This window comes from Paraburkholderia sp. D1E (assembly GCF_052682275.1).
The window spans coordinates 812593-828566 of record NZ_JBQYMB010000001.1; the positions used below are offsets into that span (position 1 = coordinate 812593).

Sequence of the window (15974 nt, forward strand, 5' to 3'; positions counted from 1 at the left end):
TCCTGTCTCCTTGCCGCCTGTTTGATATAACGCGACGATCGTGATCTGGTCCGCAACCGCGTCTATCAGAAGCGGGTGTGAATACCGACTCGCGCAATCGCCTGAGTGGCACTACTGGATGCGCCGTCCGAACTGTTCAGGCCGTTGATCTGAGCGAGCGCTCCAGAATTGGCGCGCTGATAAAGCCCCAGAACGTAGACGCTCGTTCGCTTGGATAGCGCGTAGTCGACGTTGACGGAGTTATGAACCGTTGTGAAAAGTGCATTCGCGGTCCATGAGCCAAATTTGCTGACGTAAGTAATGCCCGTGTCGATCAGGCCAAATAGCGTAACGCTGCTCTGCGCCTGAGCCCCCGGGGCAGCAAAAGCGGCGCTCAACAATGCCAGGGTGATCTTTTCGGTCTTCTTCACAAAGTCTCCTTACGTCTTAGTTAGTTTTACTAATTTCATGGAAAGTTAGCGACTTCCATATCTGAAGCAAAGCTAGCAACTCACTTCGACTTGATGAAGCAGACCTGATCCGGGTGCAACGCGAAACAGTTACACCGGATCAATATAGCCACCTCACCCAGCTTTCGAAATAGGTCCACGCATACTGAACAGGGCAGAACGAACGTGCGGAACATCGGTTTCGATATAAGGGTTTTTACTTATCTCACATTCTTGCTCGTGGTACGACATAAACACCACATCTCGCAAACCTTTGAAAAATATGATCTTTTACATAGTTTCAGTAAGGGACTCAGCGGTCTGCCGTTGAGCCTCGAGGATGAGTGCGCGTCCTGACCATGAGGCCGGTCACTCAGACTCGATAAACAAAACAGATGGCATGCAGTAGCACTTGGCAAAATGGTCGGTGACGAAAGGCCGCGCGTTGGTATCACGCCGGTCCCATCCGTTTCTCAACTCTTTCCTTTTTCCGCACTGTCCCAGTCGAGCTTTCCAGCACTCTTTCCCGCCACCGAATACAAAGCGCCGGGCGCATTGCGAGTGCGTTGGAAAGCCTCCAGCGTTTCTCCGCGCATTGCGGCGTAGATGTGAAGATTCGACACGCCCGTCACCGCGCCTAGCTTCTCGAGCATGAAGAAAATGACGCCGTAGTGCAGCAGGCCGCGCCAATCTCGACGGCGGATCAGGTCCCGCTCTTCCTCAGTCAAGCCCGCTGCCACGAAACTCGCCTCCGGATCATTCATGAAGGCTCCGCGATGAACGGGCTCTACCATCCGGTGAAGGTAATCGTTGATCCGATAGGCCCTCACGGCGACCTCGATCGTGAACGGATAGGTGCCCTCAAGTGTCTCGACACCGGTGAGTTGAGCCGCCATCCGCTGCCGGTGGCGCTCTGCGATGGAAGGCGCCGCTTCACTCTCTTCGCCTTCGTAGATCGCAGTCGCGATGCCGGCCATCGACGGCAGGTAGTAGCTACGGTGCTTGCATACGACGTTGGACGACAACGCGCCTCGCATCGTGAGCCACATGATCACTTCCGCACCCTCGAACCCGCCCAGCGTTGCATATTCAGCAATCGTCATCTCAGCCAATTGCTCTGGATCGCGCTCGAAAAGATCGAGAAAACGCTGGTCCCATTCCGTATTGTTGAAACCCGCGCGTTCCCCATGCACCTGGTGCGACAGCCCACCCGTTGCGACGATCGCGACTTTGAGATCCTCCGGGTAACTCTCGATCGCGCGTCTCAATGCTTGCCCGAGCTTATAAAAGCGCCGCGCACTCGGAACCGGCAGTTGCAGGACGCCCATCTGCAGCGGTACGAGCTTCACCGGCCATTCGGGCGTGTGTGGGCAGAGCATCGATAGAGGCGAAAAGCAGCCGTGATCGAGCGCCTTGTTCTGAAAAAAAGACATGTCGAATTCATCGGTCATGAGCGAGGTGCCGATGTGCGCAGCCAGGGCCGGATGCCCTTTGATAGGCGGCAGGTCCCGTGCGCCGCCACCCTCGTCAGCAACATGCCACTCGGGCCCCACGCCCAGCGTGAATGCCGAATAGTGGTCGAAGAAGAACGAGGTGACATGATCGTTGTAGATGACCAGTAGCACGTCCGGACGCTTCTCCGCGAGCCAGTTGGCCAACGGGGCGAAATTTTCGAAGATCGGTGCCCACACTGGATCGTCGCGCTTGTTCTTATCGAACGCAAAGCCGATCGTGGGTGTGTGCGAGGCGGCGATGCCGCCGATGATCCGTGCCATGCCAATACTCCTCAAAACTCATATAACCGCCAATCGAAGCCCCAGGCCTCGCTAGTGCGGGAAAAATGCTTGTCAATGAACCGGCGATGGTGAGACCCGCCATAAGTCACGGCAATTGTCGGACAGTCTGCCGTTCCAACCCCGCCGCCCATGACTCCCGCCAGATTCTTGCCCTCCTCACTTTGCGCCGCGCATTTTCGTGCGCGGATTGGATGGGTACGGCGACCGGTGACACTATCTATTGCCCCTATTTGGGATACAAATATAGAAACAGCGGAGATTTTCGGTAAGGGAGGGTAAACCACATTAAAGCGCCGTCAAATAGCCTTCTAAGCGGCATTCTGTCGATTTTCTATCGTTCATCACCCGCCGCAAACCGCATGGCATCAGGTACATTTGGGATCCCAAGCGGGTATAGTCCATCCAGGACGCCTGCTCGCATTCGTCCACGGTCCATAAATAGAACAGATGGCTCATAAACTAAATCGCAATCCGGTTTGCATACGTAGTGGCGGCGATAGCACGTCGCTATACTGATATCGACAAATGAGTCAGTCCCGCCATTCATGAGCAACAACGAACTTCTCAACCTGTCGCAACTGCGCGCGTTCCGGCTTGTCGCCGATACGGGCAGCGCGACGCGTGCAGCCGCTACGCTCTTTCGCGCCCAGTCTGCCATCACACGTTCCGTGCAGGAGTTGGAAGCAGCGCTCGGCGAGCCGCTTTTCGACCGCAGCCCTTCGGGCATGCTTCCGACTCCGGTCGGCCGTGCTGTTCTGAAGCGTTGCGAGCGGATCTTCGCCGAGTTGGAAGAGCTCGCGCAGTGGTGCTCGGCAAAGCAGGCACGCCGCCGGCCTGCAGCGGAAGGTGCGTTGCCGGCGTATCTGCTCAACACGCGGCGGCTTCAGTTGTTTACCGCGCTGGCCCGCCATCGGCACATGCCGAGCGCGGCCAAGACCTTCGGTATCAGCCAGCCAGCAGTGAGTACGGCGATTCGCGTGCTGGAAAGCGGCGCCGGCCTGACTCTGTTTCATCGCAGTCCGCGCGGGATCCTGCTCACAACGGAAGGTGAAACGTTTCTGCTGCGTGTACGCCGTGCGTTGAACGAGTTAAGGCATGTTCCCGACGATATCGCGGCAACGCACGGCAAGATCCAGGGCACGGTGACGGTCGGCGCGTTGCCGCTCGGTCGCACGTTGATCCTGCCCAGAGCGATTGCGCGGATGACCAAAGAGAATCCGGGCGTGCGTACGGTCACGAACGAAAGCGCCTACGAGGCACTCGTCGCAGACCTGCGCGCGGGCGACATCGACTTTATCCTCGGCGCCCTACGGGATAATGACGCCTCGAGTGGCCTGAAAAACGAGCGTCTGATGTCGTCAGATATGGCGCTGCTGGTGCGCTGCGATCATCCGCTAGCGCATATGGGCAATCTCACCATCGTGGATTTGCGCGGCGCGCAATGGGTGCTGCCGCGGAGCAATGCACCGGCTCGTGCGCTCCTCGAAGCGCAGTTCAAGCGGATAAAAGTGAAGCCGCCCATGCCGACTGTCGAGACAGCGGACCTTGCCGTGATTCGCGGGCTGCTATTCGACACGGACATGATCGCTGCACTGTCGGCCCATCAATTACACCTGGAGATCGAATCCGGACAATTAGCGGTTCTCGATGTCAAGTTGCACAATACCCGGCGCGACATCGGTCTGACCATGCGCTCGACCGGCAACCCGTCTCCCGCTGCACGAGCGTTGATCGATGCGATCCGCCTCTCCGTTGTCGACGTTACGCGCACAATCAGCGGCTGAATTTCGTCCGCTCGCGCCCAGAGGCGCCAGCTCCCGCTCAATTCCTGATCGATTGCACGAACCATTCGCGCGGTAGCGGCACGCCAAGCTTCTCGCGCACCGCTTCCCGGTAGACATGGCCGCCGACCGCCGCGAACTGCACGCCCCAGTTGCCGACCGTATAGTAAAACGTGATCTGCCGGTCATCGGTTCGCCCTGGTGCGCGGCCCGAAATCACATCGGTATAGATCGGCCAGTGCGTCGTATCGACACGCGCGCCATGCGACACCGGCAACCGCGCTCGTTCCTCAGCCGAACCGCCGACGAACGCATTCGGGCTCCCTGAAATATGCTGGCTGAAGCGCTCGCTCTCCGCCATCGGCAGCGGTTCGCGGCCTTGTGCAATCGTGACGTCGAAACGGGCCGCAACTTGCGCGTCGAATTCGCGCGGCGTCAGCGCAACAACGTGCATGCCCGGTTCGAGCCACGCGGCATCGAGCACGGGTGTCATGCTGTCGGTACAGGTCGCGACGATATCGGCGCCGCGCACCGCGGCTTCGGGCCCTTCGACTGCCGTGACCTGAATGCCGAGACGCTCGCTCATCCGCTGCGCAAAACGGTTGCGATTATCCGCACTGCGGCTGAACACGCGCACGCTTTGCAGATCACGCACGGCCGTCAACGCTTCGAGAAAGGTTTCGGCCATGCCGCCCGAGCCGATCATGCCGACCGAATGCGCGTCCGCGCGTGCCAGCAGCCGCGTGCCGAGCCCCGCCGCACCACCGACGCGCATATGCTGCAGATGGCCATCGTTGAGGATCGCGAGAGGCGCGCCGTCCTCGGTGCTGAACAGCACGACGAGCCCGCAATAGGTGCCCGGCTCGACGCAATACTTCTGCTCGCTGCCACCGCGCGGCCAGACCATCACGTCCGATTTGAGCCGCACGGCAAGCACACCATCGGTCGCACCGTCGACAGAACCGAAACGGTAGTAGCCGTCATCGCGCGCCGATGGCATGTACGTGTCGATACGCGGCCGGCCAATCGACGCACCGGTCAGGAGGCCTGCAAACGCGCGTTCCTGCACATCGATGCAGTCTCGCATTGTCAGCAGACGCGCGACGCATTCGTTATCGATCAGCAGCATCGTTAGCGCGCTCCACGTATGAGCGCAGCCGCGCCGGCGCCCGCGCGTCTACCGAACACGGCGCCTGCGACGAGACCCGTGCCGCTGCCATAGTTGTGATAGTACAAACCGCCGACAATCTCGCCGGCTGCATACAAGCCGCGCACCGGCTGGCCGGACACATCGAGCACTTCCGCGGCGGTAGACACTTTCAGTCCGCCGAACGTAAAGGTAACGCCAGTCGTCACGCCATAGGCTTCATAAGGCGGTGTATCGAGCCTGTTGGCCCAGTTGGTCTTGTCGATCGCAAGCCCTTGCGTGCGCAAGCCATCGTGCACATTCGGATTGAACGGCACATCGGGGCGCGCGGCGTAGTTGTACGCGCGCACCGTGCGCAGAAAACCTTCTGGATCGACACCGGTCAGCCTGGTCGACAGTTCTTCGAGCGTATTCGCGGTTTCTTTCGTGATGCGCGCAATCCGATATTCGTCGCGCAGCAGTTTCACCACTTTCTGATCGAACACCTGCCATGCGAAAAGGCCCGGTTGCTTCAGCACTTCGTGGCCGTATTTCGCGTAGGTAAAACTATGGAAATCCAGCCCTTCGTCGAGGAAGCGTTCGCCCTTTGCATTGACGAGAATGCCGAACGGATAATTGTGTTTCTGGAAGCGGTCACCGATCGTCAGATCGCCATACTCGGGCGCGTTCATATCCCACTGCACCGCGTGTGCGCCAGACCAGTGGCCGGTCACCGCCGCGCCCACGTCCATCGCCATGCGATGACCCCAGCCGGTGTTGTAACGCGTGCCGCGCACTTTCGCGAGGTCCCAGTTCGGCCCGAGATAGCGAGCCCGCATTTCCGCATTCGATTCGAAGCCCCCGCATGCAAGCACAACAGCTTTTGCACGGACCTCGATCTGCTTGCCCTGATGCAGCGCACGCACGCCCTGAATGCCGCCGCCGTCGTACAACAGGCTCATCGCCTGAGTTTGATACACGACACCGATACCGGCATTCTCCAGCGCCTTATGCAGCGTCTCGACCAGATGCGTGCCGCCGCCCAGGATATGGCACGCGAGTCCACCCCAGAAACGGAACTTGCCTTCAACGCGAAACGCCTGCCGTCCCAACGCTGGCTGGAAACGCACGCCGTGTTTTTTGAGCCATAGCGCAGCGTCGAAGCTGTTTTCGATCAACACATCGGTGAGTTCAAGATCGGCGCGGTATTCGGTGAGGCGGCCAATGTCGTCGAAATACTGCTCGCGCGTATAAGTCCCGAAGTCGATGTTCGGCAGATCGAGTTCCGCAATATCGGGCGCGAGCTTCAACAGATCGTCGACGGAATCGTAGACGAAGCGGAACGCGCCGCCGGTAAAGGCGGAATTGCCGCCGCGCGCATCGGCTGGCGCACTTTCGAGCAATGCGACGCTCGCGCCGCCTTCACGCGCGGCAAGCGCCGCATTCGCGGCTGCGTTGCCGGCGCCGATCACGAGTACGTCGATACCGTTGAGTTCTTCAGGTGTCATCGGATGAATCTCCTTGAAATGAAAGCGGTCAGTGGCGCGGATAGTCGGCAAGCGGCGGCATCGATGCTGCCTGGCTGCCCGCCGCATCGACGGCCGGATTGAGGGTTTCGAGACTGCGGCCGGTCGTACGCGGACCAAACGCGAGTGTGATCAGCGCGGTGAGGAACCACGCGCCAGCGATATACATGAACACCGTCACGTAACCGTAGTTCGTATAGATCGCTGCGATGATGAACGCATTCGCGACGTTCGCGAGGCGCCCCGCGCCATAAGTCAGACCGGTCGCGCTGGTGCGCACTCCGGTCGGAAATTGTTCGGGTGTGTACGAGTAAAGCAGCGTGGCGAAGGTTTGCGTCAGCATGCCGACCGCGAAACCAAACGTGACGATCAGGACCGGCGTGAAGCTCAGGCCGTATAACAGCCCAAAGCCCGCGATCAGCAACGCGACCACGGCGATCAGATGCTTGCGCTCGAAGCGGTCCGCCGGATACACGGCGAGCAATGCGCCCAGCGGCGCGCCGACATTGATCAATGTGAAATATGTGAGGCTGCGCGCGATCGTGATGCCGTGATGCACGAGCAGCGTCGGCACCCACGCTTCGAAGCCATAGAAGCCGATTGTCTGCAGCAGCCAGATCGCGCACAGCGTCAGCGTGCGGCGTCGGTAGACACGATTGAACATCGTGGTCCACGGCTCGCGCACTTCCCGCGGACGCGCGACGACGTCCGGCACACTCAGTGTGTGGCCGTCGGCCACCGCGCGCGCTTCCATTGCGGAAAGTGCCTGTTCGGCTTCATCGAAACGGCCCGCACGCGCGCTCCAGCGCGGCGACTCGGGCAAGCGCCGCGCGAGCAACGGAAACACAATGCCGAGCGCGCCCCACACAAACACCCAGCGCCAGCCATGTGGACCGTACGGCACGAGAAGCCGCGCGACCAGGTTCGTCATTGGAATGGCACACAGGTTGACCACCATCGCCCACGATTGCCAGGTGCCGCGTGAGCGCGCCGGAAACACTTCGGCGATATAGACCATGACCGTCACCATGCCGGCCGAAATGCCGAAACCGGTCACCACCCGCGCCGCAAACAGATAGGCCACGCTTGGCACCGCCGCGGTCGCAAGCGAGCCGAGTGACGAAATCATCACGAACAGGATCAGCGAACGTTTGCGCCCCAGCCGGTCCGACAGCATGCCGCCGAGCGTCGCGCCGAAGAACATGCCAATGAAACTCGCCGACGTGATCAACGCGATTTCGTTGATCGCGATATGCCAGTGCGCGATCAACGCGGGCGCGGCGGACGCGAACGTGTTGATATCGCAGCTTTCGAAGAACAGCGGAATCGCGAACAGGAACATCCATTCGCGGTGCATTCGCGAGGTCGGCAACCGGTCGACGCGCGCGGCGACGAGTGAATCGTTCATGGCTTGTCTCCTTCGTTCCCAGCGGTCGTTACCGCTGGTTTGATGTCGATGCCTAGTTGCGCAGGCCCGCTTCCAGCAACCCCGACAGCGTGGCGAGATCGTCCAGTTCGTCGATTCGCCACAGCATCGCGAGTGCATCGGTGCTGGCCGCATCGGTCAGCACATGCTGTGCGCAATCGAGAAACTTCGCTTCGATACGCGAGTTCGGCAACGGGTTAGCGGACGTGCGCCCTGCGGCACTCGCAACACGTTTTGCAAAGCGCCGGCCATCGCGCATTTCGACGACAATCTCGGCGCCGAAGTGGTCGGGCTGTTGGTCGGCTTGCGGATCGGGCTCGGCAATCACGCGCTTCATCAGGGCACGGATCGCCGCCTCGGCATACGCCTCACCTTCAAAATCCGATAGCACCACACGTCTCTTCGCCAACGCACGCGTGACGCAATACTGCACGCTGAATTTCGCGTCGAGCGCGCTATTCGGTTCGGGACGGTTCGTGTGCTGCAACCGGCGCGGATGCGTATACGACAGCACGCGCTCGACATCCTGCGGTTTCAGATCATGTTCGGCGGCCAGTATCAGCATCGCGTCGATCGCAGGATGCGTGCTGCCGCAGCATGGGTACTGCTTGATCGCGATGCCAGGTTCGACGATATCTAGCGGATCGGCCCAATGATTCACTGCCGCATCCGCGTCGTAGTTGCCCGCGCCGTTGTAGACGTTGAGAAACCCTTGCCGGTGTTCGAACGTTGCATCGCCTGCGGTGAAGCCTTCGCGCGCTAGCAATGCCGCAACGAGGCCGTTACGTGAAGCGTGTCCGACATGCAGCGGTTTGGTCATGGTGCCGAAATTGGCTTTCACACCTGATGCAAACGACGCGGCAATCGACAATGCGCTCGCCGTCTGCGCCACATCTAGTCCAAGCAGGCGCGCCGATCCTGCGCATGCGCCGAATACGCCGAGCGTCGCTGTCGGATGCCAGCCTTTGTCGTAGTGGTGAAAATTCACCGCGCGAGCCAGCCGCGCCTGTGCTTCGAAAGCCGCGACGTACGCCGTCAACAGTTCGCGTCCGCTCACATGCCGCTCGTCGGCGAGCGCGAACAGCGCGGGCAGGATCGGTGCCGACGGATGGCCGCCGAGTGTGTTGCTGCAATCGTCGAAATCGAGCGCATGCGCGGCGGTGCCGTTGACGAACGCGGCATCGGTCGGGCGGATGCGTTCGCGGCGGCCGAACAGCAGCGCGTCGCCAGTCGACGGCGTGGCCACGGCGCGGGCCATTCGGGCACATGGTTCGGGCGCCCCCGCGAGTGTCACGCCAACCGTATCGATGATGCCGATGCGTGCCCAGTGCCGCGCTGCGTCGGGCACATCGGCAAACGAAAAGGCGGCGATTCGCGCGCCGAGTATTTGCGCGATGCTCATGTACGAACTCCTTGAGGCGCGGCGTCGAGCCACTGCAAATCGGTTTCGTGTTCGAGCGCATCGAGCCGCTCGAACAACGTGGCGGCGCGATCACCGAGCCGGCGGGTCAGCCGCACGAATTTGGCGCGAAGTTGGTCGATCTCTAGCGGATCGCTCGGGCAGCCGGGGAAATCGGCCTGCGCCTGTTCATACGCCGTGCCGTTGCCGAGCGTGATGCGCGTTAGCGTAGAAAGACCCGTCTTGTCAGTCGGCACGATTTCGACGCGTTGGGCGAGTTCGCGCACGGCTGGATCGTCAAGCAAGGCCGCACCGAACGTGGCCGGATCGTCGGCGTCGTACAGCAACGCTGCGGCGACGCAGAATGGCACGCTGTACTGCGCGAGCACCTGGTCTTGCGGTGCCTTGATGTCGTGATTCGCCGCGAGCCGCGCCGCGCCTTCGATACGAATCGACGCGATGCGGCGCCCGTCGCTGCGTCGTGCATCGATATCGTGCCCGGCGCGCAATCTTTGCGCGGCAAACACCGGCGTATGCGCGACGATGTGACAGGCGTAGCGTTTGAGGCACAGCGTCAGCGTTTCATACTGCTCGCCGAGTCCGGCAGTCAAACGCGATGCGTCCGCACTTTCGCAATAGCCATGCAAAAACCCATACTTTCCTTCGAGCACACTGGACGGCCCATCGAAGCCAGCCTTCACGAGTCGTGCGGCAGTCACGCCGGCTTGTGCCGCGCGTCCGAGATGGATCCGTTTGACCAGCCCCCCGTCACCACTCTTCGCAAACTCCAGCAGGCCGCCGCCGAGCGACCCCGCAATACCCAACGCGCGACGCAGTTCGCCGGCATTCAACCCTGCAAGCCGGCCAGCAACAATCGCCGCGCCGAACGGCCCCGTCAATCCCGGCGCGTGAAAGCCACGCGCCTCGGCGGAATGTCTCGTCGCATTGCCGATCCGGAACAGCACTTCAATGCCCGCGACCAGCGCGGTCAGCAATTCACTGCCCGATGCACCCGACGCCTGTGCCGCCGCCAATGCCGCCGGTACGAGCGCCGCGCCGGGATGCACGCCGCTGCCAGGCTGCCGCAGACTGTCGAGTTCGGCGGCATGCGTGAGGACACCGCCCGCAAACGCCGCCGCTTCCGGTGTGACCCGTCTCGCACTTCCCAGGATCGCGCAAGGTCCAGCCGCCGCGTCTTCGCTATAACGTATCGCGGCCTGGCCTGCCGCGACTTCATGTCCGTAAACCGCCGCGCCGATCGCGTCGATCAGGCAGTCTTTCGCGCGCCGCACCACCTGTTCGGGCAACTGCCCGAAACGCAGTGCACTCGCATACTCCGACAGCACTTGCGCTGCGAAAGGCGCGTCGTGCGAACTGGACGGCATAAGCAACGGTCTCCTTTTTTCTAGTGCGCTTCTTCGTCGATGATCGAGCGATGCCGCGTTTCCGGCATCAGCAGATAAGTGACGAGCGATACGGCCGCGCACGCGCTGACGTAATAGAAAAACCACGCTTCGTGTCCGGCATTTTTCAGCCGCAACGCGAGAAATTCAGTGGTGCCGCCCATCACCGACGACACCACCGCGAACGGCAACCCGACACCGAGCGCACGCACTTTGGCGGGAAACAGTTCGGATTTGACAAGCCAGTGAATCGACGAGAAGCCGCTCAGAATCGCGAGCGCGCCCAGGTTCAAAGCAAATGCGGTGAGCGCGCTGTGCGTGGCGCCAAGCGCATGCATCAACGGCACGGTGAGGAACGTCCCGCCAATGCCGAAGATCAGCATCACCGGCCGCCGTCCGATAAGATCGGACAGCAAGCCGAAGAGCGGTTGAAAGAACATATAAATCACGAGTGCGATCGTCGTAATCAGCGTCGCCTCGTTGCGGCTGAAACCGGTCGTATTGACCATGAACTTCTGCAGATAGATCGTGAACGTATAGAACGCAACCGTGCCGCCCACACTGATGCCGATCGACCAGAACGTTTGCCGCCGATGCTTGACCAGCAGCACGAGCAGGCTGCCGCGCTCAGCCTGTTGTGTAGCGCGGCCGGTGCCGTGTCGTTCGAACGCATCGGTTTCCGCAATACCGCGGCGCAGATACAGAGCAAACACCGCCAGCACGCCGCCGATCGCAAACGGAATGCGCCAGCCCCACTCTTCGAGTTGCGTCGGCGTCAGTGCGAGCCTCTGCAACACCAGCATCAACGCAAGCGCCACCAGTTGTCCCATCACCACCGTGACCTGCACGAAGCCGACAAAAAAACCACGCCGCCCGGTTGGCGCCATTTCGCTCAGATAGGTCGCGCTCGTGCCTGCCTCGCCGCCCATGCTGAAGCCTTGCAACAGGCGCGCGCAGACGAGCACCGCGGGCGCGGCGACGCCGATCGTCGCGTAGGTGGGCGTCAGCGCGACGATCAGCGAACCGACGCTCATCATCGCCACCGACAGGCTCAGCGCGACGCGCCGCCCACGCCGGTCCGCGAGTGCGCCGATCGCCCAGCTGCCGAGCGGCCGCACCACATAGCCGATAGCCGCGACGGCTGCGGCGTTCAGCAGTTGCGCGGTCTGGCTGCCACCCGGAAAAAACGCCTTGCTGAAATAGATCGAGAAGATTGAGTACGCAAGAAAGTCGTACCACTCGATCACATTGCCCGCGCTGCCGCCGATGATCGACCGCAGCCGCGTGCGACGTTCGCTTTTCGACGCGGGCAGGTTCAACGTACGAGGCGTCGCGGACATGGTTCGCGCCTTATGCGGTGACAGTCGTGACAGGGGCGACGACGATATCGGTGGCAAGCAGGCGCGCCAGCTCGCTCGCGTCCGGCATCGTTTCGGCATGCAGCACCCAGTCAACGATACGTTGCACGTGCGCGGCGTCGATTCGATGGCCGGCCAGCTTTTTCATTTTGTCGATGATCTCCTCAGCACTCGCAAACGCATGCTCGCTGCCGCGCTGCGCTTCAACCGTTTGCTCCAGATGCGTGCCGTCGCGCAGGAACGCTTCGACGCGTACCATATGCCTGAATGTCGAACCGCGCGCCGTGATCGCTGGATCCTCGATCACCTGCACGCGCTCGGCTAGCGCCATGCGCTGCGGGTCCGCGACCTTGTCTTCGGTGAACTGGTCGACGAATACGTCACCTTCGAGCAGTAGTGTGGCGACGCAATACGGCAGGTTCAGTTGCGCCGACGTCAGCCCTTGCGGCGCATATTTCCAGCCGACGTGATCGACCGTCACGCGCGAGCCGTGCACGACAATGCGCTCGATATCGGACGCGCCGAACGGATGGCGTCCCTGCATCACGCGGATCGCATCGAGTGTCGTGTGGTTGCTGCCGACGCATGAATAGAACTTCAGCGCAATGCGCATCGTCTCGAAGCGCTCGCCAAGGCCATCGACGAGTTGCGACAGATCGAAGCGATCGTCCGAGCGCGAAAACGTGCTGCAAAAACCGCCGTAAGGATTTTCGAAAACATCGACGATGCCGGTAAAGCCGTTCTGCGCGAGCAACGCGCCGTACAAACCGCTTTGCGACGCACGTCCCGCATGCATCCGTTTGACCATCGCACCGAACTGCGCGGCCATCAGCCCCGCCGCTTGCGTCCCGCCTATGCCGAGCGCGTGCACGGTCTGCTCCACATTCAGCTTCAGCGCCGCCGCCGCGCCCGCCGCCGCAGAAAACACGCCGACCGTCGCGCCCGAGTGCCAGCCTTGCGCGATATGCTCCGGTCCCATGCACATGCCCACGCGTGGACCGATTTCGTAGCCCGCCACACAGGCGCGCAGAAAGTCGCGACCGCTCATGCGCTGCTGTTCGGCAACCGCCAGCACCGCCGGCAACGTCACCGCGCCGACATGCAGCACGCCGACGCGATGCACGTCATCCAGTTCGAAACTCTGCACCAGCGTGCCGTTGACGAGCGCCGCATGCGGCGCCGACAGCTTCAGCGACGTGCCCCACACCGTACTCCCCTGGGTACTGTCGACGCGGCTCAGCGTGTCGGCAAGAATCCGGCTCCACGGCAACGCGGCGCCATAGATCGCGCACCCGAGCGAATCGAGTATCAGTAGTTTGATGCGCTCAAGCACGGGCGCGGGGATCGCGTCGTACTGCAAGCCTGCGACGAAAGCGGCGACCCCGCCGGTATAAGGGTTTGTGCCAATGTCGTTGTGCTGGTTCATCACGGGTTCGCTGTAGTCATGTCGTGTGTTCAGTATCCGCAGCATCGACGGATTTGTGAATTGCACAGCACGTGATTATTATTGCGTCACACGCAATAGTTGGCGGACTACGATGAACCAGTTTCCCGGGGTCGATCTGGATGCACTGCGAGCGTTTGTGGCGGTCGCAGTGCACGGCTCGTTTCACGATGCCGCGATCGAATTGAGCCTGTCTGCATCGGCCTTGACGCGGCGCATCAAACGGCTGGAAGAAGCGCTCGACGTGATCCTGTTCGAACGCACCACGCGCAACGTCGTGATGACGCAGGCAGGCCAACTGTTCCTGCCGCGCGCGCAAAGCGTACTGCGCGAACTGGAAGCGTCGCTGCAGCTCGTCACCGAAGCGAGCCGCCGCCACTCAGGGCAATTGACGATCGCGTGCATCCCGACGGTCGCCAAATTCCTGCTACCGAAGATCATTGGCAACTATCACCGCCGGCGCCCCGAAGTGCGTTTGCGGCTGATCGAAACAAATCTGGCGACCGTGACGCGCCGCGTATCGGATGGCGACGCGGAATTCGGCATTGCCTTTCTGGTAAACGAAACGCCTGAACTCGCGATCGACGAACTGCTCACCGATCCCTATGTGCTCGCCTGCCCCATCGATCATCCGCTTGCCGCGCGCGAAACCGTTGCATGGCGGGAGTTGCGGCCATGGCCGTTGATCGTGTCCGGCACGACGAGCGGCAATCGCCGGATGCTCGATGCGGCACTCAGGGATATCGACTGGCGGCCCGACCGGTTGATTGAGATCGAGCATCTGACCACGTCGTTGGGCCTGGTCGAAGCCGGCCTGGGCATTTCGATCATCCCGCGCTGCGCGATGCCGCGCGACACGCAAGCGCGTATCGCAATCCGCCCGCTGGTCGAACCGACGGTGGCGCGCACCATCGGTCTGATCCGCCGGCGCGAGGGCACGCTGTCGCCCGTAGCGCGGGATTTCAGGCTGACGTTGCGGCGCATGGCGCCGCTTGATGCGTCCTACCTGTCTGGTGAATGAACCGGATGCGCTTTGTCCTGCGCGTTCTCACGCGCGCCTCGCCTCGATAACGACCGACGCGCGTTGTTCAGGTTTCGAGTGCGCAGCAAAATGCCCGGTCATTAGCGTTAGCAGGCCGGGAATCAGGGCCAGTGGCAAGTCATGGCCCATGCCATCAATGGCCTCCAGACGCGCGCCCGGAATCCGCCTCGCAAGGTCTTCACCGCAGGCAAAAGGTATCAGTGGATCGGCCTTGCCGTGAATCACCAGAGTGGGCGCACGCAACCCTGCCAGTGCTGCTGTGCGGTCGCCGTCGGCCCGCGCCGCAGCCACTTGGCGCAGCACGCCCTGCGGGTAGCGGCAGCGCGCGGCCGCTGCGGTCACGTTATCGCGCACCCGGGACATATCCGGTGGGAAGCCCGGGCTGGAGGTGGCTTGCACCAGCTTGACCGCATGCTCCAGGGTAGCTTGCAAGTCCGTGCCATCGGCCCCGCTTAGCATAGCCTGCATGATCTCTGGTTTGCCGCGGGGCAAATCTGTTGCGCCGCTTGAGCTCATGATGCAAGTCAGGCTTAGCAAACGGCTGCGCGCATTCAGTGCCATGCGCTGGGCGATCATACCGCCCATGCTGACTCCGACCACGTGCGCCTTTTGAATCTGCAAAGCATCCAGTACGCCCACCGCATCGGCAGCCATGTCATTCAAGGTATAGGGTGGCGGTCGCGTCGCTCCATTGGCGCCGAGTATCGTATTCAATGACAGAGTGGCGGCGTCGAAACGAGTGCTCAGACCGATATCGCGATTATCAAAACGTACTACCCGATACCCCGCATTCACAAAGCCTTGTACCAGCTCGGGAGGCCAGGCGATCAGTTGCATTCCAAGCCCCATGATGAGCAGGACCGCCGGTCCGGGATCGGCTGCGGCATTCAGGACATGGCCTGAGTCTTCGACTTCGATGTCCAGACCGTTGGCTTTGATTTTCATGAGATCTTTAAGCGGCTCCGACCGATTGCAGGTCGAGGGTCAATTGTGCGACGGAGACGAAAAGGGCCACTCCGCGCAAGCGATGTCATGTTCATGCAGACAAATTCAGACCCATCAGATAAACCGCAGCTCGTTGCGGCTGAAGGACCTCGCACCCGGCGCGGTAAACGGGCCGCTGTCGGTTGGCGCCGCCGGCGCCGGTTCGGCAGCGCAACGGGTCTCCTCGAAAATTGACGCGACCCGTTGCACGTCCATCCTTTCCCGCGTCGCGCCGAGCTGTTGCGCGCTTCGCCCCGTGCG

Annotated in this window: 12 protein-coding genes; 2 read left to right on the forward strand and 10 right to left on the reverse strand. The window is 61.5% G+C overall.

The genetic code is table 11. The features are described from left to right. Positions 1-65 precede the first annotated feature (65 nt). Positions 66-410 carry a porin gene (locus ACUN0E_RS03820; RefSeq protein ID WP_445565708.1) on the reverse strand — a complete coding sequence of 115 codons (345 nt, stop codon included), beginning with the start codon at positions 408-410 and terminating at the stop codon, positions 66-68. Between the two features lie 491 nt (positions 411-901). After that, positions 902-2203, reverse strand: a complete 1302-nt coding sequence (locus tag ACUN0E_RS03825) for a gallate dioxygenase (protein ID WP_445565709.1) — start codon at positions 2201-2203, stop codon at positions 902-904. Between the two features lie 566 nt (positions 2204-2769). Between ACUN0E_RS03825 and ACUN0E_RS03830 the strand changes: the two genes are divergently transcribed. Beyond that, positions 2770-4008: a LysR family transcriptional regulator gene (locus ACUN0E_RS03830; protein ID WP_408224117.1), complete on the forward strand. Its 1239-nt coding sequence runs from the start codon at positions 2770-2772 to the stop codon at positions 4006-4008. Between the two features lie 37 nt (positions 4009-4045). Here the strand turns inward: ACUN0E_RS03830 and ACUN0E_RS03835 are convergent, their stop codons facing one another. From ACUN0E_RS03835 to ACUN0E_RS03865, 7 genes are read right to left on the reverse strand one after another with little or no spacing between them, the layout of a single operon-like run. Further along, positions 4046-5134 (reverse strand): ornithine cyclodeaminase family protein, encoded by a 1089-nt coding sequence (locus ACUN0E_RS03835; protein WP_445565710.1) that lies wholly within the window; start codon positions 5132-5134, stop codon positions 4046-4048. 2 nt (positions 5135-5136) lie between these two features. Beyond that, positions 5137-6639 carry an FAD-dependent tricarballylate dehydrogenase TcuA gene (tcuA, locus tag ACUN0E_RS03840; RefSeq protein WP_445565711.1) on the reverse strand — a complete coding sequence of 501 codons (1503 nt, stop codon included), beginning with the start codon at positions 6637-6639 and terminating at the stop codon, positions 5137-5139. A 28-nt stretch (positions 6640-6667) separates the two neighbouring features. Beyond that, complete coding sequence (locus ACUN0E_RS03845; RefSeq protein WP_408224126.1) at positions 6668-8065, reverse strand: MFS transporter; 1398 nt, start codon at positions 8063-8065, stop codon at positions 6668-6670. Between the two features lie 52 nt (positions 8066-8117). Continuing rightward, a complete protein-coding gene (locus ACUN0E_RS03850) occupies positions 8118-9485 on the reverse strand; it encodes an MmgE/PrpD family protein (RefSeq protein ID WP_445565712.1) in 1368 nt (455 codons plus the stop codon). Beyond that, the gene (locus ACUN0E_RS03855) at positions 9482-10867 is read right to left on the reverse strand and encodes an MmgE/PrpD family protein (protein WP_445565713.1); all 1386 of its coding nucleotides are present in this window, start codon (positions 10865-10867) and stop codon (positions 9482-9484) included. Before ACUN0E_RS03855 ends, ACUN0E_RS03850 begins: the two co-directional genes overlap by 4 nt. A 20-nt stretch (positions 10868-10887) precedes the next feature. Next, the gene (locus ACUN0E_RS03860) at positions 10888-12225 is read right to left on the reverse strand and encodes an MFS transporter (RefSeq protein WP_445565714.1); all 1338 of its coding nucleotides are present in this window, start codon (positions 12223-12225) and stop codon (positions 10888-10890) included. Between the two features lie 10 nt (positions 12226-12235). After that, on the reverse strand, positions 12236-13669 hold the full coding sequence (locus ACUN0E_RS03865; protein ID WP_445565715.1) for an MmgE/PrpD family protein: 1434 nt from the start codon (positions 13667-13669) through the stop codon (positions 12236-12238). A gap of 112 nt (positions 13670-13781) precedes the next feature. Between ACUN0E_RS03865 and ACUN0E_RS03870 the strand changes: the two genes are divergently transcribed. Then, positions 13782-14708 carry a LysR family transcriptional regulator gene (locus ACUN0E_RS03870; protein WP_408224141.1) on the forward strand — a complete coding sequence of 309 codons (927 nt, stop codon included), beginning with the start codon at positions 13782-13784 and terminating at the stop codon, positions 14706-14708. 27 nt (positions 14709-14735) lie between these two features. Here the strand turns inward: ACUN0E_RS03870 and ACUN0E_RS03875 are convergent, their stop codons facing one another. Continuing rightward, on the reverse strand, positions 14736-15674 hold the full coding sequence (locus tag ACUN0E_RS03875) for an alpha/beta fold hydrolase (protein ID WP_445565716.1): 939 nt from the start codon (positions 15672-15674) through the stop codon (positions 14736-14738). Positions 15675-15974: the final 300 nt, after the last annotated feature.